This window comes from Bradyrhizobium sp. S3.7.6, from assembly GCF_054061875.1.
This window is the reverse complement of record NZ_JBSSEQ010000001.1, coordinates 2,764,357-2,783,240: the sequence shown is the minus strand read 5'-3', so window position 1 is coordinate 2,783,240 and position 18,884 is coordinate 2,764,357. Positions and strand designations below refer to the sequence as shown.

Genomic DNA, 18,884 nt, shown 5'->3' with positions numbered 1-18,884 from the left:
ATGCGACCTTCAATCCTCGGCAGCAGCCTCCTCACCTCCGCATTGGCGCTGTGCCTTGCCGCGCCCGCCTACGCGCAGTCGAACGATCCGATCAAGATCGGCGTCATCGCCGAAGTGCAGTCGATCGCTGGTGCTGCGACCCCCGGCGGCGCGCAGATCGCTGCCGACGAGATCAACGCCAAGGGCGGCATCCTCGGCCGCAAGGTCGAGATCGTCACCTATGACAACAAGAGCTCGTCGGCCGACTCGGTGCGCGCGTTCCAGCGCGCGGTGAGCGAGGACAAGGTGTCGGCCGTGATCGCGAGCTATATCAGCGAGGTCGTTCTCGCGCTCGAACCCTGGGCGGCGCGGCTGAAGATGCCGCTGATCACGCCGGGCGCCGCCTCGAACGAGATCACCAAGGCGATCCACAACGACTACGAGAAGAACAAGTACACTTTCCACGGCTATCTGACGTCGGCGGCGCAAGCCCAGCTCGTCTGTGATGCCGCCAAGGATCTGCTGGTCGACAAGCTCAAGTTCAAGACGGTCGCGATCATGAGCGAGGACGCCGCCTGGACGAAGCCGCTCGACGTCGGCTACGAGGCCTGCCTGCCCAAGGCGGGCCTGAAGGTCGTGGAGCATGTGCGCTTCTCGCCCGATACCACCGACTTCACGCCGATCTTCAACAACATCGAGGGCAAGAAGCCTGATGTGATCGTCACCGGCATCTCGCATGTCGGCGTGCAGCCGACGGTGCAGTGGAAGAACCAGCAGGTGCCGATCCCGATGTTCGGCATCAGCGCGCAGGCGCTGAGCCCGACCTTCTGGAAGGACACCAATGGCGCCGCCGACGGCGTGCCGTCGCTGGCAGTGGCGACGCCCGACGTCGCCGTGACATCCAAGACGAAGCCGTTCGCGGCCGCCTTCAAGGCCAAGTTCGGCACGCCGCCGGCCTATACCGGCTACACCGCCTATGACGAGGTCTACTTCATCACCGAAGCGATCAAGCGCGCCGGCTCGACCGATCCCGACAAGATGGTCGCTGAACTGGAGAAGACCGACTACGAGGGCACGATCGGCCGCATCCAGTTCTACGGCAAGGACGACGAGTTCACCCACGGCATCAAGTCCGGTCCCACGACCGTGTCCGGCCTCGTCTTCCAGTGGCAGGACAGCAAGCAGGTCGTGGTCTGGCCCGAGAAGATCGCGGAAGGCAAGCTGAAGTTTCCCGCCTTCGTGAAGCTGTCGCAGTAACCGGCTCGTCCCGGCATCAGGCCACCGCTCGTTCGCGAGCGGTGGGCTTTTCTTTGTTCTTCAAGAATCTTTGTCCTTCAGGAAACATGCTGCGCCGCGGCCGGCCCGTAGCGACCTTGGGTCACGTTGACGTTTTGCCGCAACCTCCGCCATCTACCCCGCCGGTGATGAAGCGGAGCATCTCAGATGGACGCAGGCATCTCTCCCGGACAATCCCCGGCACCTCAAGATTTCGCCCAGATATTCAGGCTGATCGGTGGGTACCGCATTTCGCAGGCCCTGCGCGTTGCCGTCGAGCTGGGCATTCCGGATCACCTGGCGGCAGGCCCGCGCCATTGCGACGATCTCGCGACAACGACCGGAAGCCATGCTCCGACCCTTTACCGGCTGCTTCGCTTCCTGGCCGGTGCCGGCCTGCTCGACGAGACGTCTCCGAAGCAGTTTGCGCTGACACCGCTTGGGTCTACCCTCCGCGCCGATATCCCAGCTTCGATCTGTCCGGTGGTGCGGCTATGGCTCAGCGAATCGCACTGGCAATCCTGGAGCCATCTTCTGCACTCTGTACAGACCGGCCAGCATGCCTTCGATCACGCACACGGGACCGGGGTCTTCGACTATTTGCGCGAGGACGCCGAGCTCTCCGCGATTTTCAACGCGACGATGACAACCAGCTCCGCCCGGTTGGCCAATGCGCTTCTCAAGCACTACGATTTTCACGGGATAGGCCGCATCGTCGACATAGGCGGCGGACATGGCTTCACGCTCACAACGATTCTGGCCGATCACCCGACCATGCAAGGCGTGCTGTTCGACCTTCCCGATGTCGTAGCCGGCGCGTCTCTGGAGGCGATTGGAGGCACGAACCGATGTGAGATCATCGGCGGGAGCTTCTTCGAAACCGTTCCGGCGGACGCAGACGCCTACATCCTGAAGCAGATCATCCATGATTGGGACGACGATCAATCGCTGGCGATCCTGCGAAATGTTCGCGTGGCAATGCCAGGACATGCTCGGGTTCTGCTGATCGAACGACGGATCGAGCCAGATCATCGCGACGCCATGCGCGTACTCCATATCGACATGGAGATGCTGGTCAATGTCTCCGGCATGGAGCGCACCGACGCCGAATATCGATCCCTGCTGGAGCAGGCCGGATTCCGATTGGCGAGGGTGGTGCGTTGCTCGACGGTGCAGGCTTTGCGGTATTCGAGGCCATGCGCTCCGACACGAACTGAGATCGGGCAGATCGCTCGATGCAGTCCGTCTTCGCAGTTGCGTTCTGCGCCATGCCCCGCCTATCGACCTTTCGCCATGTTGACTTTCCATCGTCCCGCTCCCCATAATTCGCAAAAAAATAACAAGACCAATCAACAGACGGGTTTTGAGGGAGGATAGGATGCCGACTTCACGCAGGCAGCTGCTGAAGAGCACTGCGGCTGCCGCCGCTGCACTCAGCCTCGATTGGACCCGGGCCCAGGCGCAAGCCGAGAATTTGCGCATCGGCCTGATCTACGACCTCACCGGCCCCTTCGCCGCCGGCGGCTCGGTCGCCTCGTCAATCGGCGCGCAGATCGCGATCGATCTCGTCAACGAGAAAGGCGGTGTTGGCGGCAAGACCAAGATTGCTCCGGTCGCCGCGGATTCCCAGAGCAAACCCGACGTTGCGATCAACGAGGCCGAACGCCTGATCAGTCAGGAGAAGATCGACATCATCAACGGCGTCTATGCGAGCTCGCATGCGGTGCCGCTCGCGGCCAAGGTCGAGCAGCAGAAGAAGATCCTCTGGATCACGACCGCGGTCTCGACCGCCGTGTTCAAGGACAAGAACCTGCAATACGTGTTTCGAGCGCAGATCCATTCCGACCAGTATGGCCAGGCCTTCGCGAGCTTCCTCGCCGAGCATGCGCAAGGCAAGCTCGGTATGGATCCGAAGGACGTCAAGGTCGCGCTGATCCACGAGGACGGCCCGTATGGCGTCGGCGTCGCGGCGGCCGACGAGGCCTATGCCAAGCAGGCCGGCATCCAGGTGGTGCTGCGCGAGGGCTACTCCGCCTCGGCGCCCGACCTCTCGGTGCTCGTTACGAAAATCAAGCGCGCCAAGGCCGACGTGATCTCGCATGCCGGTTACAACCCCGACATCACCCTGTTCCTGCGCCAGGCGCGCGAGAGCGGATTGCGCTTCAAGATGCTGTTTGGCGCCGGCGCCGGCTACAGCCAGCTCGACAAGCTGCGCGCGACCTTCGGCGCCGACATCGACAATTTCTGCAACATCGATCCGGTGCCGGCGCAATTGCTCGATCCCGCAAAGCTCGCGCCGGGCATCGGCGATCTGACCAACGCCATGGTCACGCGCTACAAGGCCAAGACCGGCGCGACCGAAGTGCCGCCGCATTGCTCGATGGGCTTCAACCAGACCTGGGTGCTGCTCAACAACGTGCTGCCGGTCGCCAAGGAGAAATACGGCAGCTTCGATCCCGAGGCCATCCGCAAGGCCGCGCTCGACGTCGACATTCCCGCCGGCGGCACCATCCAGGGCTACGGCGTGAAATTCTTCCCGCCGGGAACGCCGCTGTCCGGCCAGAACGAACGCTCGACGCCGGTCGTGATGCAGAACGCCGGCGATCGCATCTCGGTGGTGTGGCCGACGAACATCCGCACGCAGGACCCGGTGTTTCCGCTGCCGAAAGGCTCGACCTACGGGGCGTGAGGTGATGCGGACGGTCTCTTCCCCTCTCCCTTTGTGGGAGAGGGTGGCTCGCCGCGTAGCGGCGAGACGGGTGAGGGGTTATCTCCGCAAGCACATATCTTACGTTCGAACTCGCGGAGAGAGACCCCTCATCCGGCGCTTCGCGCTACCTTCTCCCACAAGGGGAGAAGGGATGGCAGCGTGCCTGCGGTCTCTTCAGCGGCCTACAACACCACCCGCCGTCCCTCCTCCGCGGCCCAGTAGCCCGCGTAGTTCACCTTGATCGTCTCATACGCCAGCGCCAGGTCCGACAGCGGCTGCCGTCCGCTCGACGCGCACTCCATGAAGTCCTGGATCTCCTGCAAGTACCCGCGCGTCCACTCCTCCTCGAGGCAGACATATTGCCAGCCGGTTTTACGATCGACCTTCTCTGTGATGTAGACGCTGGCGAGCTTCTCTTCGCTGGTCTGGTAGCTCATCAGATGCGTGTTCGGGGTGATGTTGGCGAACAGCGAACCGCCCGAGGTGTAGGTCTCGATCAGATTGCGGACGCCGCCCATGATCATGTCGCCGGAAAACACGGTCGCCTTGGTGCCGTCGGAGAAGGTCGCCGTCAGCGTGCCCCAATCCTCGACATCGACCGGATTGGCCTTGATGTAAGTGCGCTCCTCGGGCTTCAGGACGGCCGTGACGTTGCCGACATCGCCGGTGACGCTGGCGACGCGGATGGTTTCGCCGCGCGCCTTGGCCTCCACCTGCTTGAGATAAAGCACGGCCGAGAGCGGATGGCAGCCCATGCGGATCAGCGAGCCGCCGCCGGTCATCGCCCATTGCGCGGCATGCGCGGCGTGCGAGCCGGAATGACTCTCCTCGCCCTTCATGAACAGGATCTTGTCTTTGGTCGCCCTGATGATCTCCGCGGTCTTGGTCACCGCGGGCGCGTAGATCCAATCCTCCGCATACATGAAAAGCTTTCCGGTGCGCTCGATTGCGGCGCGGGTCGCGTCCATCTCCTCCAGCACCCGCTCATACATCAGCGCCTTCGGTACATGCTTGCCGATCGGCTGCGCGTCGCCTGCACGGCCGAAATAGCCGGCGAACGGCTTCTCGCAGATCACGTGCTTGCCGGCCTGCATGCTGGCGACGATCATGTCGGCATGGAGATTGGGCGGGGTGCAGATGTCGATGACATCGAGCTCGCGGTCCGCGATCAGTTCGGCGAAGCTGCGATAGACCCGCGGAATCCCGTGGCGGCCGGCGAATTCGACGACATGATCGCCGCGCGCCGCGACCGCCGCGACCTCGACATCCACACCGTAGACGCGGCGGAACGCATACATGTGCAGCTCCGACACGAAGCCGCAGCCGACAAGCCCCACCCGAATCCTGGCCATAGCGCCCCCCTTAGCCTTGCGTTGGGCGGCACTATAGCGCGACGGCCAGCCTATTCCACCGAGACCCGCACCACGCCGGCGCTCATCATGCCGAGCGCTTTGGCCGCCGGCACCGAGAGATCGACGATCCGGCCGCGGATAAATGGGCCGCGATCATTGACGCGGCACTGAATCGACCGGCCACCGTAGGACACCGTCAGCACGCTGCCGAACGCGCGCGTGCGGTGAGCGCAGGTCAGTTCGCCGCCCTTACCGGCTTTTCCGTAACCGTAGTATGAGGCAAGCCCGCTTTCGGCTTGCGCGACAGAAAATGCAGAAAGCGAAAAAGTGGCCAGACTGAAGAAAAGCGTCGTCTGCGTTCGCACGGCACCGCTCCCGGTTGCCCTGCCCGGCGCTGCAAACGTCGATTTGTTCCGGTAAGTTCCAGGAACACTGCCGGGCGCGCCCGGCAGTGCCATCACACATTGTTACTGTTTATGGAACACCAGCGTGCGGACCTCGATGCTTTCGCGCGGCGCCGCATCGGCCGGCGTGGTCGGATCGACGAAGGCGGTGTGCGGCCCGAACCGGGTGCGGCCGTCGGTTGCGGAATCATAACACTTGAGCAGCAGCGCCTCGTCCGGCGTCATCTCGGGGAAATAGAACCAGCGGTGGTTCGGATTGTATTTCACCGAATAGGTCTCGCCGCGGCGATTGGGATAGATCAGATCGGAGGCGACGAGATCGTCGGGCGCAACCGTCGTGCCGTCCGCCATCGCCAGCGGTGAATCGCGCAAGGGTCCGCGGATCGGCCGCCAGAGGTTGATCACCTGCACACGGCCTTTCAACAGCGCGTCGGCTTCGTCGGGCAGATGCTCACGCACGCGGTTGGCGCCGGAGACGGCGGTCTGGTCGACATGGACGCGCGTCGCAGGCTGGCGCGGGCCACCGTCGCGAATATCCGCCGCCCCCTCGACACGCCTGCGCACGGTGTGATCGAAAATGAAGACGCGATCGGCCTTCAGCGTCGCCCGCAAAAAGGCCTCGACGGCGGGATAGTAGACCGCCCGGATTTCCTCGTCGTTGTAAAAATCCTTCACCTGCGTCGGGTGACGCACCAGCGCAAAGCCCTCGCGATCCAGCGAGAAATTATCCGCGATCAGGCGCGCATCGAAGATCGGGACCTGATGCGGCTCCGGCAACGACGTGCTCTTGGGCTCGCCCGGCGGCGGATCGAAAGCATAGGTGCGTGGCTTGCCGGAAACCGGCGCGAGGTAGTTGAGTTCGGCAGTGACGAAGGGAAGCGATTCGATTTTTGTTTCTTGCAGGCCCATGGCCGGTCTCCCGATGTGGTCGTCTGTCTGATTTTTGACGGAGTGCGGCGTGCTGCAAGGGAGGCGGTGCAAATAGCAATGGGGGTGTTGTCGGGAGTTCGAAATGCAGAAGGAATGTTTCGAGGAAGGCGATTGCGCTGGAAACGTCCTCCTTTTCTCACGATCCCTTGAAGCGCCCGTGAGAGCGTTCTTCCTTCTCCCCTTGTGGGAGAAGGTGGCGCGAAGCGCCGGATGAGGGGTATCTATCCGCGGGCTCCATCGCGAGAGGTGAGTACGCGGAGAGAGACCCCTCACCCGTCTCGCCGCTACGCGGCGAGCCACCCTCTCCCACAAGGGGAGAGGGAAAGCGCCGCGTCCGGTTCACGAGTGGCTTACAACCCCGCCTTGGTGATCGCGTCCGCAAACGAGCGGTCCACGATCTCCGCCGCATCGAGCTTCTGCTTGATCAGGCCCCAGCGGAAATAGAGGTCGATCGTGCTCTGCTCGTCCGCGACCACGCCGTCGTCGATCGGCGCAATGCGGATCTTTGCGCGCGACAGCCAGTTCTGCGGCACGGCGGTCGGGATGTTCATCAGCTTGCCCCAGGTCGCGGCATAGCTATCGACGTTGCTCAGCGACCATGCCCGCGCCGCCGTGAGGCGCCGGATGAAGTCCGTCAGCTCCGCGCGCTTGTCGCGGATGGCGTCGGGCCGTGCGACCTGGAAGCTCAGCCCCGGCGTCAGGCCCTCCGAGGTGATGACACGGCGCGATCTGAACAGCACCTCCTCCTGGCTCACATAAGGCTCCCAGGTCGACCAGGCATCGACGGAGCCTTGCGTGTAGGCGATCTTGGCATCGGACGGCGCCAGGAACGCGATCTGCACGTCGGACCCAGCCCAGCCGTTCTTCTCGAGCGCAGCGAGGATCAATTGATGACCGATCGAGCCGCGGCCGGTCGCGATCTTCTTGCCGCGCAGGTCGGCGAAGGACTTGATCGGCGAATTCTCGGGCACGAGGATGGCGAGCCCCTCGCGGGTCTGACGGATCGCGGCGATCGCCTTCACCGGCGCTCCGGAGGCGGCGGCGAAAGTGAAGGGTGCATCGCCCACGATACCGGTCTCGATCGCGCCGGCGCTGAGCGCCTCCAGCAGCGGTGCCGCCGCCGGAAACTCCTTCCACTCGATCTTGTATGGGACATCCCTAAGCACGCCTGCCGCTTCCATCACGGCCTGCGAGTTGCCCTTCTGGTCGCCAACGCGCAAGGTGGTTTGCGCCGCCACGAGCTCCAACGAGCCGAACAGCAGCGCACCGGCCAGCATGAGACGGATCATTCCGCCGCCTCGCCGCGAACGGCCTGGCGCTTGGCGACCAGCTCGCGCGTCAGCGGGATCAGCTCGCGGCCATATTCAATGGCGTCGATCAGGGGATCGAAGCCGCGGATCAGGAAGTGGCTGATGCCGAGATCGTAATAGTCGCCGAACACTTCGGCGACTTGCTCGGGCGTGCCGACCAGCGCGGTGGTGTTGCTGTTGGCGCCGGTGAGCTTGGCGATCTCGGTCCAGAGCCGCTTGTCGATCAGGCTGCCCTGGTCGGCGAGCGCGAGCAGGCGCCGCGCGCCGGCCGTGGCATGGCCGTCGGCGGGCTTGCGGTAGCCGGTCTTGTCCTGGAGCGCGGTGGCACGTGCCAGAATCTCTTCCGCCTTCTCCCAGGCCTGCTTCTCGGTCGAGGCAATGATCGGCCGCACCGAGAGGCTGAAACGCGGCGTCGGCCGTCCCTGACGAACCGCCGCGTTGTGGACGCGGGAGGTGACGTCGCGCACCTGGGCATAGGATTCACCCCACAGCGCAAAGGTGTCGGCATGCTTGCCCGCGACCTCGATCGCCGCATCCGAAGCGCCGCCGAAATAAGTCCGGATGCCCTCGGGACGATACGGCTTCACCTGCGAGAACGCGTTCTCGACCTGGTAGTACTTGCCCTTGTAGGTGAACGGCTTGTCGCTGGTCCATTCGAGCTTGAGGACATCGAGGAACTCGGAGGTGCGGGCGTAGCGCTCGTCCTTGTCGTCGAGCGTGTTGCCATCCTGCCGAAGCTCGGTCGCATTGCCGCCGGTGATGACATGCAGGGCGACCCTGCCGCGGGAAAACTGGTCGAGCACGGCGAACTGGCGCGCCAGCAGCGTCGGCGCGGTGAAGCCCGGCCGCTGCGCGATCAGCACATTGAGGCGGTCGGTGACGCCCAGCACGTGCTGGGCAATCTGGAGCGCGTCCGGCGTCGTCGAATGAAACGCCAGCAGGGCGCGGTCGAAGCCGGCATTCTCGTGCGCCTTGGCCACCGTCTCGATGTGGGTGGGGTTGAGGACCGGCCCTTCGCGAACGACGGTCTCGGACGAATTGTTGTTGCTGATGAAGCCGATGAACTCGATCGACATGATCGTCTCCCTGTTTGTTGTCCTGAAAGCTAGAGGCCCAATGCGGCGCGGCCGAGGCCGGTGCGGGTGGCATCGTCCTGCGGCGTGTGCACGCGGCCGCACAAGACATCGCGATAGTGCCGCTCCAGCGGATTGGTGCGGGACAGGCCGTGATTGCCGGTCAGCGATAGTGCATCCTCGACCACGGCGACGGCGTTGTTGGTCACCGTCAGCTTGATCACGTTGGATTCGCCGGTGGAGAGATCGACGCCTTCGTCGAAGTCGCGGGCGAACGTCTCGATCAGCCGTGCATTGACTGCGAGCCTGGCCTCGATGGCACCGAGGATCTCCTGCGCCCGTGGCAAGGTCGCAAGCGGCGCGCCGAGGCTGGCGGGGACGCGCTGCTTCAGGAACTGGACGAACCAGTCGCGCGCGGCGCGGGCAACGCCGTCATAGATCGCGGCGACGAACACTGTGTGGACGGTCGCCTGCGCGATGTCGGGCGCACGCCACTCCTGGGGATTGCGGACATCGACCTCGGCATCAAGCGGGATCACGACATCGTCGAAGATGACATCATGGCTGCCGCTGGCGCGCAGGCCGTGATGATCCCAGGTCTCGACGATGCGGGTGCCCGGCAGTCCCGCCGGCACCAGGAACTGGCCGACGCGCGGCTCGGCCTCATCCGTCCGCGCCCAGACCAGATACCATTTCAGGATCGGCGACCCCGTCGAATAGATCTTGTGACCGGTCAGGCGCCAGCCGGTCTCGGTGCGGCGCGCGATCGTCGCCGGCAGGCCGCCGCGCGCGGGCGAGCCGAGCTCGGGCTCGACGCGGAGCGCGTTGACGAGCGCGAGGCCCTCGACGCTCTCACGCGCAAGCTTGCGCGACAGCTTCGCCGGCCAGGTCGGGCTGCGCCCCATCACCAGATGGTTGATGTAGTGCATCGACAGCACCAAGGCGGTCGAAGGATCGGCCTTGCCGATGATGCCGATGACGCGCGCGGCGTATCGTGCGCCCGCCCCGGCGCCGCCATGAACGGCCGGCACCGTCAGCGACAGCAAGCCCGCCTCGGACAGCTCGCGAAAATTCTCGAAGGGAAAGCTGCCGGTGCGGTCGTGCTCGGCTGCACGCGCAGCAAAGCCTTCGGCCAGCGCCTCGGCGCGCGCGATGTAGTCGGGCTCGCTATGGGCCGCCCGGCCCTTGGCTACAGAGGTCACCATGTAGCGTCCAATCCCAACAAGCCGAGGATCTGGCGGCGCAGATCCGCGAGATATGGATCGCCGCGATGGCGCGGATAGGGCCGGTCGACACGGATGTCGGCCTTCACCCGCGCCGGGCGGTCGCTGAACACGATGACGCGGTTGGCGAGCACCAGCGCTTCCTCGGCGTCATGCGTCACCAGCAGCGTGGTAAAGCCCTTGCGCTGCCAGAGCGAGACGAGCTCGGCCTGCATGGTGATACGGGTCAGCGAGTCGAGCTTGCCGAGCGGCTCGTCGAGGATCAGGATTTTTGGATCATTCACGAGCGCGCGGGCGAGCGCGACGCGCTGCGCCATGCCGCCGGAGAGCTGATGCGGATAAGCATTGCGGAACGACGACAGACCAACGAGATCGAGCGCGTCATCGACACGCTGCCGCTGGCTCTTCAAAATGCCCTGGGCCTCGAGGCCCAGGGCGACGTTGTCCCAGACCGACCGCCAGGGAAACAGGGTCGGATCCTGGAACACGACGACGCGCGATGGATGCGGCCGGGTGATGCGCGCCTCGTCCTCGCGGAGCGTTCCGGCCTTGGGCTTGTCGAGGCCGGCGACGAGCCGGAGCAAGGTCGACTTGCCGCAGCCGGAGGGGCCGAGCAGCGCGACGAACTCGCCCGGCTCAACGGAGACGCTGACGTCGCTGAGAACAGGCAGCTCAGTGCCATCGATGTCGAAGGCGTGGCTGACCTGCTCGATGTCGAGCGCGGCGCCGGCGGCCGGCGGGGGCGCGATTTCGGCCAGTGCGGTTGCGGCTACCATTTCACGGTCCCCTTCTGCCAGACCAGCAGGCGATCGCGGATGGCGAACAGCAGCGTGATGGCGCCGGAGCAGAGCAGCGACATCACGATCAGCGCCGCATACATGTTGGCGTAGGCGGCCCAGCCCTGCGCCCATTGCAGATACCAGCCGAGCCCGGCCTTCACGCCGATCATCTCGGCCACGACGAGCACGGCGAAGGACGAGCCGAGGCCCATGAACAGGCCGACGAAGACGTGCGGGAGTGCCGCAGGGATCGCGACCTTCAGCACCAGGAAGGACGGCTTTGCGCCGAGCGTGCGTGCGACGTCGTAATAGGCGTTGCTGACGCTCGCGACGCCGGACCAGGTCAAGACGGTGACCGGGAAGCCGGTCGCGAGCGCGATCAGGAAGGTCGAGGCGCTCCAGCTCGACGGGAACGTGAAGAAGGCGATCGGCAGCCAGGCGGTTGCCGGCAGCGGGCCGATGAAGCGCAGCACCGGATGCACCCAATAGCCGACCGCGCGCGACCAGCCGATCGAGACGCCGGTCAGGAAGCCGACCGTGGCGCCGATCAGATAGCCGCCAAGCTGCAGCTTGACCGAGGCGAAGACACTGTCGAGCAGCTTTGGCAGATCGTCGGTATAGACCTCGATGATCGACTGCGGCGGCGGGAAGAACGGCAGCGGCAGCCAGGCGAATTTTGCGGTGGCCACCTCCCACAGCGTCAGGAATGCGCCGAGCGCCACGAGCCAGGGCGCGCGCTGGCGCAAGGCCTTACCGGCGGAGCCGAGGTAGTCGGCGCCGACGGTGCCGAACAAGGCGATTGCGGCAACGATGAAGGCGGCGATGCCGAGCGAGTGCGTCCGCGACCAGTCGCCGACATCCTCCCACCACAGGCAGGACAGGCCGAACGCGATCCACGCGACGCTGGCGAGAATGCCGACGCCGGATTCCCGGACCCAGCTCGCAAGAACCGGCGCGCGCGAGAGGCGCGGCGCGCCGGAGGCGAGGCCGTCAGACAGCGAATACGTCGACATAGATGCGCTCCGCGAATTTGGCGGTATCGGTGCTTTGCTTGAAGACCTGGACGCTCTTCAAATCGTCGGCATAGGACTTCAGCTCGCGCTTGAGCACTTCACCGACGGGATGATGATGGTGGGTGTGGTAGCGCACCATGCCCTCGATATCGGCGAGTGATGCCGTCTTCGGCGCATAAGGCTGGAACGACTTCGCCGTTACGGTCGGGTTCTGCGCGGTGAACATCGCGGCATCGAGCAGCGCCTGCGTCAGGGCGCGCGCGACTTGAGGTTCTTCGCGCACAAGCGAGCCGCGCAGGCCGAGGATGCAGCAGCTCTTGTCGCGATATTCGCCGTCGAGATTGGAGGCGACTTCCTTGTACTGGCTGTCCTTGAGCCAGAGATAGCCCAGCGGATCGGATGACAGGAAAGCCTGCACCTCACCCTTCTCGACGGCGACGTTGAGCAGGTTGCCGGGATAGGCGCGCCAGTCGACATCCTTGACCGGGTCGATACCGAGCTTGGCGAGCTGAATGGAGAAGAAGTTCTTGTCGGGGCCACCGAGGTCGCCGACCGCGACGATCTTGCCCTTGAGGTCGGCGAGCTTGCTCAGGTTGGAGTCGGCGCGGGTCAGGACGCGCATGCAGCCGCCATGGGTGCCGGCGGCGATCTTGACGTCAAAGCCCTGCTCCAGCGGCTTCAGCCAACGCAGCGCCATGCCGAGCCCGGCATCGCTCTTTCCCGTTGCGATCGCCTCGAGCAGCTGGTCGGTCGAGCCGGAATAGTTGATGAGCTCGATGTCGAGATTGTGCTTCTGGAAGAAGCCGTGCTCGATGGCGACGAGAACCGGGGCGAGACAGACCGCGCCGGCGTTCCAGGAGAGTTTCAGCTTGCGCGGCGCGCCGGTGAGGACGGGGCCATCCGCGGCCGTCCGGCACAGCGGAAACTCAGAGAGATCGACACCGGGCGCGATCGCCTGTGGCGCAAAGGCCTGGGCTGCACCAAAGGCACCAAGCGGCGCGGCGAATGCCGCCGCAAGCCCCGCCTGCAGCAAATGACGCCGGTCGATGCCCGATCCGCTGCCCTTGTTGTCGTTGCCCATCAGTCCCCACTCCTGCGCTGGCACAGCTCCGCCATTCACGCAACGTCTCGCGTTGCGCATGTTCCATGTGGAGCTGCGTTGAGAGAATAATTTTCGCGGGCGCTTACCACGCCGATTGATGCGATGCGCAAATCATGCGGCGCGCCCGCCGCATCGTCAATGAAATGGAATTTCGAATGTAGCGCGAAGCGAGGTCATTCTCTCCATCAGCGCATGGGACAGCGATGAAACGATTTTGGTTGCTGCATCATCTTGCAAGGATGCGCCGCGACTCCGCACCTGCATCATTCTTGCGCATCACCCGCCGCGCACGCGGTGCGTTCTCGAAAGCGGCGCTGCGCTGAAACGTCATTGCCCGACGCATCTGCAATACGGATAGCCATTTCATTGACTGCGCATCGCGCCGTCATAGACTTGATCGTCTCGCTGCATCGCTCGCTCACGCGTCGTGAGCAAAGCAACAAGACAGGCCAAATGAGCATCAACTTCGACGACCATTCCATCACACGCCGGCTCGCAGCATCGCTGTTCGCCGCAGCCATCACCTTGTCGACGGCTGCCGCCTCGTTCGCGGCCGACACCGTCGTGCTGCGCGTCGGCGACCAGAAGGGCGGCAACCGCTCGCTGCTCGAAATCTCCGGCTATGCGAAGGACCTGCCCTACAAGATCGAATGGTCGGAATTCCCTGCCGCCGCTCCGATCCTGGAGGCGCTGAACGCCGGCGCGCTCGACGTCGGCTACACCGGCGATCTCTCCTTTCTCTCGGTCTATGCGGCCGGCGCGCCGATCAAGGCAATCGGCGGCACAAAGTCGGATGCGAAGACGCAAGCGATCCTCGTGCGCCAGGATTCACCGATCAAGTCGGCCGCCGACCTCAAGGGAAAACGCCTCGCCGGCACGCGCGGCGGCTGGGGCCAGTTCCTGATCGACGCGACGCTGGAGAAGGCGCAGATCAAGCTGGAGGACGCGACCTTCGCGCCGCTCGGCCCGGTCGACGCCAAGATCGCACTCGTCGCCGGCTCGATCGATGCCTGGGCCGTGTGGGAGCCCTACGTCTCGTTCGCGACGCTGAAGGACAAGGCCCGCGTGATCGCCGACGGCGAAGGCCTGACGCCGACCATCACCTTCATCGTGGCCTCCGACAACGCCATCGCCACCAAGCGCGCGGTGGTGCAGGACCTCGTGCAGCGGCTGAACAAGGCACGGCTGTGGTCGCTCGATCATGTTGCCGAATACGCAAAGAGCACGGCCGAGCTGACAAAACTGCCGGAGGACGTACTGCTGTCGGCCTACACCGCGCAGCGCACCAGCCCGATCGTGATCGATCAGAACGTGGTGAAGGAGGTGCAGGAAGCCTCCGACCGCTCGACGCGCTACGGCATCCTGCCGAAGACGCTCGACGTGAGCAAAGCCGTCGACCGCAGCTTTACAGCCGCGGCCGCGGGGTCAAACTAGCGCGGGGCGCGGCGGGATGCGCAAGTCCAGCCTCAAGGCCGGCCCGTTGCATCTCGCCGCGATCGTGCTCGCGCATTTCGCCTGCATGAGCCTGATCGTGTGGCTCTCGCTCTAACCGCGCAGGGTCCTTACCAATATCCGCGATCATAGGCCCGGTACGGCCGGTAGTAGCCGTAGCGAGGGCCGTAATATGGACGATAGGCTCGATAGCCGTAGTAGCTGGGACGCGCGTAGTAGCCGCCATACCCATAGCTCGGCCCGTAGCCGCCGTAATAGGCCGGCGCATAGCCATAGGACGGAGCGTAGCCATAGCCGTAGCCCGAGCCATAACCATAACCACCATAACCGCCGTAATACGGGCCGCCGCCATAGTAACCGTAGGGCGCGCTGCTCGCGATGGCACCTCCGATGATTGCTCCGGCGAGGAGGCCTCCTGCGCCCCATCCCCAGCCACGGCCGCGCCAATACACCGGGGTGACATCGTCACCAACGGCGGCCTTCATGGTCGCGACGTTGGTCGGCAGCGGAGCCGCTGCCGCCTGCTCGATTTGGCCGGCCATCACCGCGCCCGCCAGCGAACAGGCAATCGCCGTTTTCCAGATACTCATCGTCTTGCTCCCTGTCTGACGTTCGTTTGGAAAAGGATCGCAAGGCCATGATCGGGCATCCTTGCCCCAAGTCAAAGCCTCCGAAAGTCACAGCCTGCATTGCGTGCACCGCACAAGAATGCCCGCGCATGCCTCGATTGTGGTCCGGCCAACGCCAGCGCCCGCACGGGCATGACACCGGTGCGACGGAGCCATAGGCCACAGCAAAGCATTAAGCTTCCCGGGCGTTCGCAACCAACAAGCACCTTCCCGATTTACTATTCGTGCCGTTACTATCGGTTCCAATGTGCGCGGCCGGGAGGCTTCTCGCAAAGCGCCAGAGGTGTGGGAGGATGACATGAGTGCCGCGAGACCCGAGCCGCTTGCCCGTCAGGCGCTGGCGTTCGTCCTGGCCGGCGGACGCGGCAGCCGGCTTCTGGAACTGACCGACCGGCGCGCCAAGCCCGCGGTCTATTTCGGCGGCAAGTCCCGCATCATCGATTTCGCGCTGTCCAATGCGGTGAATTCCGGCATCCGCCGGATAGCGGTCGCGACCCAGTACAAGGCGCACAGCCTGATCCGGCACCTTCAGATGGGCTGGAACTTCTTCCGCCCCGAACGCAACGAGAGCTTTGACATCCTCCCGGCCAGTCAGCGCGTCTCGGAGAACATGTGGTATGTCGGCACGGCGGATGCGATCTATCAGAACATCGACATCATCGAGTCGCACAACGCACGCTTCATCGTCGTGCTCGCCGGCGATCACATCTACAAGATGGACTACGAGGTGATGCTGCGCCAGCATGTCGACAGCGGCGCCGACGTCACCGTCGGCTGCCTCGAGATGCCGCGCGCGGAATCTTCCGGCTTCGGCATCATGCATGTCGACGAGAACGGCTGGATCCAGCAGTTCCTGGAGAAGCCGGCCGATCCGCCGCCGATGCCGGGCAAGCCAGACGTCTCGCTCGCCAGCATGGGCATCTACGTGTTCGATACGAAATTCCTGTTCGACCAGCTCAAGCGCGACGCCGAGGATACGAACTCCAGTCACGATTTCGGCAAGGACATCATCCCCTATATCGTCAAGAACGGCCGCGCCATCGCGCATCAATTCTCGACCTCGTGCGTACGCTCGGGCAGCGATCCCCGCGCCTACTGGCGCGATGCCGGCACGGTCGATGCCTATTGGGCGGCCAATATCGACCTCACCGACGTCGTGCCGGAGCTCGACCTGTTCGACCGCGCCTGGCCGATCTGGTCCTATGCGGAGATCACGCCGCCTGCCAAGTTCGTCCATGACGAGGAGAGCCGGCGCGGCCAGGCCGTGAGCTCGCTGGTCTCGGGCGGCTGCATCATCTCCGGCGCCTCGCTGCGCCGCTCGCTGCTGTTCACCGGCGTGCGCGTCAACTCCTACGCCACTGTCGAGAACGCCGTGATCATGCCCTACGTGAACGTCGCTCGCGGCGCTCGCTTGAAGAACGTCGTGATCGACCGCGGCGTCGAAATCCCCGAGGGGCTCGTCGTCGGCGAGGACCCGGAGCTCGACGCCAAGCGCTTCCGCACCACCGAGCAGGGCATCTCGCTCATCACCCAGACAATGCTCGACAGGCTCAATACATGACGCCTGTTCGCGTCCTCGCGGTCGCCTCCGAAGTCTACCCGATCGTCAAGACCGGCGGCCTCGCGGATGTCGCCGGCGCGCTGCCGCTTGCGCTGAAGGCGCACGGCGTCGAGATGCGCACGCTGATGCCGGGCTATCCCGACGTGATGCGGATGCTGGGAGGAGCCGGCGAAATCCGGCGCTGGCCGGATTATTTCGGCGGCCCGGGCCGCCTGCTCGCGGGCTCGCATGACGGCCTCGACCTGTTCGTGCTCGACGTGCCGCATCTTTACGCACGACCGGGCAATCCGTACGTCACCCCTGAGGGCGTCGACTGGCCGGACAACGGTGTGCGCTTCGCGGCACTGTCGCGTATCGCGGCCGATATCGGCCACGGCCTCGTGCCCGCGTTCGTGCCGGATGTCGTCCATGCCCATGACTGGCAGGCGGGGCTCGCGCCGGCCTATCTGCACTATGACGGCGGGCCGCGCCCCGGCACCGTGATGACCATCCACAACATGGCCTATCAGGGCAAGTTCGATCGCACGCTGACAAGCGCGATCGGCCTGCCCGCGGCGGCGGCGTTCGACGTTCACGGCCTCGAATATTTCGGCGGCATCAGCTTCCTCAAGGCGGGGCTTCAACTCGCCGATCGCATCACCACGGTATCGCCGACCTATGCGCAGGAGATCCAGAGCGATGAAGGCGGCATGGGGCTCGGCGGCCTGCTGCGCGAACGCGCCGATGTGCTGAGCGGCATCCTCAACGGCATCGACACCGACGTGTGGAATCCGCAAACCGATCCGCACATCGCCTACCGCTTCGGCGCGGAGGATCTCACGTTCCGCGCCGCGAACAAGGCGGTGCTTCAGCAACAGTTCAGTCTCGATTCCTCGGACGAGGCACCGTTGCTCGGCGTCATCAGCCGCCTGTCCTGGCAGAAAGGGCTCGATCTCCTGCTCGAGGCCATTCCGACCATTTTGGGCGACGGCATGCAGCTCGCGCTGCTCGGCAGCGGCGATCGCGATCTCCAGGATCGCTATCAGGCCGTCGCCCGCGCGAACCCCGGGCGGATCGGCGTCGTGATCGGCTATGACGAGATTCTGGCGCACCTGATCCAGGCCGGATCGGACGCGCTCATCGTACCCTCGCGGTTCGAGCCGTGCGGCCTGACCCAACTCTACGCGCTGCGCTACGGCGCTGTCCCGATCGTGTCGCGCGTCGGCGGCCTCGAAGACACCATCGTCGATATCGGCGAGGCCAACACATCGGACCGCGACCCGACCGGCTTCAAGTTCGCGCCCGTCACCGTGGAGGCCCTCACCGGCACGCTGCGCAAGGCCAACACCGCCTTCCACAACAAGGCGACCTGGCGCCGGCTGCAATTGAGCGGCCTTGCGACCGACGTCTCCTGGCGCAACCGCGCCGGCGACTATGCCGTGCTCTATCGCGATCTCATGGCGGCGCGCCGCACCTGAGGCGGCAGGGCTGCCGCATGTGAATAGCGGCTTCCCTGCGGCCATCCTTCGAGACGCCCGCGTTCGCGGGCTCCTCAGGATGAGGGCGGAGTATGCGGCAGCAATTTCGACGGCACCGATGCTGCTTAGCCTCATCCTGAGGAGACCGCAGAGCGGTCGTCTCGAAGGACGAGGCGCGCGCGGGCCGCCGCCAAGAAGCCCGCGCCAAAAACACGGTCACCACCGAATCCATGCTATAGAGCCGGCATGGACCCTTTCGCGATCAAGCTGATCGGCTTTGCCGCCGCAACCTGCACCACCGTCGCGTACGCGCCGCAGTTCATCAAGGTCTGGAAGACCCGCTCGGCGCGCGACATTTCGCTCGGCATGTTCCTGGTCATGGTGCTGGGCCTGGCGCTCTGGCTCATCTACGGCCTGCTCTCTGGCGACGCCCCGCTGGTCGCGGCCAACGCCATCACCATGGTGCTCGCCGGCGGTATCCTGTTCATGAAGCTGAAGTATGGGTGAGGTTGAAGCTGCGTAGGACGGATTGGCGCGTGTACCCATAAAATCCGGGATGTCTGTTTTCGAGGGGCCCCGGAGCGGACATAGACAATCGATCATCGTGTGGTCCGTGCGGTACCTGAAAGGTAACG

At 64.7% G+C, this 18,884-nt stretch carries 17 protein-coding genes; 7 read left to right on the top strand and 10 right to left on the bottom strand.

The annotated features are described in order from the left end of the window. From ACVJ5M_RS13200 to ACVJ5M_RS13190, 3 genes are all read left to right on the top strand, one after another. Complete coding sequence (locus tag ACVJ5M_RS13200; RefSeq protein ID WP_085401578.1) at window positions 1-1,236, top strand: ABC transporter substrate-binding protein; 1,236 nt, start codon at window positions 1-3, stop codon at window positions 1,234-1,236. 186 nt (window positions 1,237-1,422) lie between these two features. Continuing rightward, complete coding sequence (locus tag ACVJ5M_RS13195) at window positions 1,423-2,631, top strand: methyltransferase (RefSeq protein ID WP_354097219.1); 1,209 nt, start codon at window positions 1,423-1,425, stop codon at window positions 2,629-2,631. A 1-nt stretch (window position 2,632) separates the two neighbouring features. Next, window positions 2,633-3,943, top strand: coding sequence for an ABC transporter substrate-binding protein (locus ACVJ5M_RS13190; RefSeq protein ID WP_085401575.1), 1,311 nt, complete (start codon window positions 2,633-2,635; stop codon window positions 3,941-3,943). A 203-nt stretch (window positions 3,944-4,146) separates the two neighbouring features. Here ACVJ5M_RS13190 and ACVJ5M_RS13185 read toward each other — a convergent pair whose 3' ends face one another. The 9 genes from ACVJ5M_RS13185 to ACVJ5M_RS13145 form a co-directional block, all read right to left on the bottom strand. Further along, complete coding sequence (locus ACVJ5M_RS13185) at window positions 4,147-5,316, bottom strand: Gfo/Idh/MocA family protein (protein WP_085401574.1); 1,170 nt, start codon at window positions 5,314-5,316, stop codon at window positions 4,147-4,149. 50 nt (window positions 5,317-5,366) lie between these two features. After that, window positions 5,367-5,681, bottom strand: coding sequence for a septal ring lytic transglycosylase RlpA family protein (locus tag ACVJ5M_RS13180; RefSeq protein ID WP_071910599.1), 315 nt, complete (start codon window positions 5,679-5,681; stop codon window positions 5,367-5,369). A gap of 102 nt (window positions 5,682-5,783) precedes the next feature. Continuing rightward, complete coding sequence (locus tag ACVJ5M_RS13175) at window positions 5,784-6,629, bottom strand: CmcJ/NvfI family oxidoreductase (protein WP_085401573.1); 846 nt, start codon at window positions 6,627-6,629, stop codon at window positions 5,784-5,786. A 371-nt stretch (window positions 6,630-7,000) separates the two neighbouring features. Next, complete coding sequence (locus ACVJ5M_RS13170; protein ID WP_085401572.1) at window positions 7,001-7,939, bottom strand: ABC transporter substrate-binding protein; 939 nt, start codon at window positions 7,937-7,939, stop codon at window positions 7,001-7,003. Then, complete coding sequence (locus tag ACVJ5M_RS13165) at window positions 7,936-9,036, bottom strand: LLM class flavin-dependent oxidoreductase (RefSeq protein WP_085401571.1); 1,101 nt, start codon at window positions 9,034-9,036, stop codon at window positions 7,936-7,938. Before ACVJ5M_RS13165 ends, ACVJ5M_RS13170 begins: the two co-directional genes overlap by 4 nt. Before the next feature lie 29 nt (window positions 9,037-9,065). After that, window positions 9,066-10,238 carry an acyl-CoA dehydrogenase family protein gene (locus ACVJ5M_RS13160; RefSeq protein WP_063981664.1) on the bottom strand — a complete coding sequence of 391 codons (1,173 nt, stop codon included), beginning with the start codon at window positions 10,236-10,238 and terminating at the stop codon, window positions 9,066-9,068. Continuing rightward, window positions 10,232-11,032: an ABC transporter ATP-binding protein gene (locus tag ACVJ5M_RS13155; RefSeq protein WP_085401570.1), complete on the bottom strand. Its 801-nt coding sequence runs from the start codon at window positions 11,030-11,032 to the stop codon at window positions 10,232-10,234. The genes ACVJ5M_RS13160 and ACVJ5M_RS13155 overlap by 7 nt, the downstream gene beginning before the upstream one ends. After that, complete coding sequence (locus ACVJ5M_RS13150) at window positions 11,026-12,048, bottom strand: ABC transporter permease (protein WP_063981662.1); 1,023 nt, start codon at window positions 12,046-12,048, stop codon at window positions 11,026-11,028. Before ACVJ5M_RS13150 ends, ACVJ5M_RS13155 begins: the two co-directional genes overlap by 7 nt. Then, window positions 12,026-13,129 (bottom strand): ABC transporter substrate-binding protein, encoded by a 1,104-nt coding sequence (locus tag ACVJ5M_RS13145; protein ID WP_085401569.1) that lies wholly within the window; start codon window positions 13,127-13,129, stop codon window positions 12,026-12,028. The genes ACVJ5M_RS13150 and ACVJ5M_RS13145 overlap by 23 nt, the downstream gene beginning before the upstream one ends. Before the next feature lie 474 nt (window positions 13,130-13,603). Here ACVJ5M_RS13145 and ACVJ5M_RS13140 point away from each other — a divergent pair, with 474 nt between their 5' ends. Beyond that, window positions 13,604-14,584, top strand: a complete 981-nt coding sequence (locus ACVJ5M_RS13140; protein ID WP_063986156.1) for an ABC transporter substrate-binding protein — start codon at window positions 13,604-13,606, stop codon at window positions 14,582-14,584. Between the two features lie 128 nt (window positions 14,585-14,712). On the opposite strand, the gene ACVJ5M_RS13135 is transcribed toward ACVJ5M_RS13140, so the two are convergent. Beyond that, window positions 14,713-15,192, bottom strand: a complete 480-nt coding sequence (locus ACVJ5M_RS13135) for a hypothetical protein (RefSeq protein WP_063981660.1) — start codon at window positions 15,190-15,192, stop codon at window positions 14,713-14,715. A 337-nt stretch (window positions 15,193-15,529) separates the two neighbouring features. Here ACVJ5M_RS13135 and glgC point away from each other — a divergent pair, with 337 nt between their 5' ends. The 3 genes from glgC to ACVJ5M_RS13120 all read left to right on the top strand — a co-directional run bounded on the left by glgC (window position 15,530) and on the right by ACVJ5M_RS13120 (window position 18,756). Beyond that, on the top strand, window positions 15,530-16,792 hold the full coding sequence (gene glgC / locus ACVJ5M_RS13130; protein ID WP_085401567.1) for a glucose-1-phosphate adenylyltransferase: 1,263 nt from the start codon (window positions 15,530-15,532) through the stop codon (window positions 16,790-16,792). Next, entirely contained in the window at window positions 16,789-18,249 is a 1,461-nt protein-coding gene (gene glgA / locus ACVJ5M_RS13125) for a glycogen synthase GlgA (protein ID WP_085401566.1), read from the top strand. The genes glgC and glgA overlap by 4 nt, the downstream gene beginning before the upstream one ends. A gap of 246 nt (window positions 18,250-18,495) precedes the next feature. Beyond that, entirely contained in the window at window positions 18,496-18,756 is a 261-nt protein-coding gene (locus ACVJ5M_RS13120; protein WP_085401565.1) for a SemiSWEET transporter, read from the top strand. The last annotated feature ends 128 nt before the right edge of the window (window positions 18,757-18,884 follow it).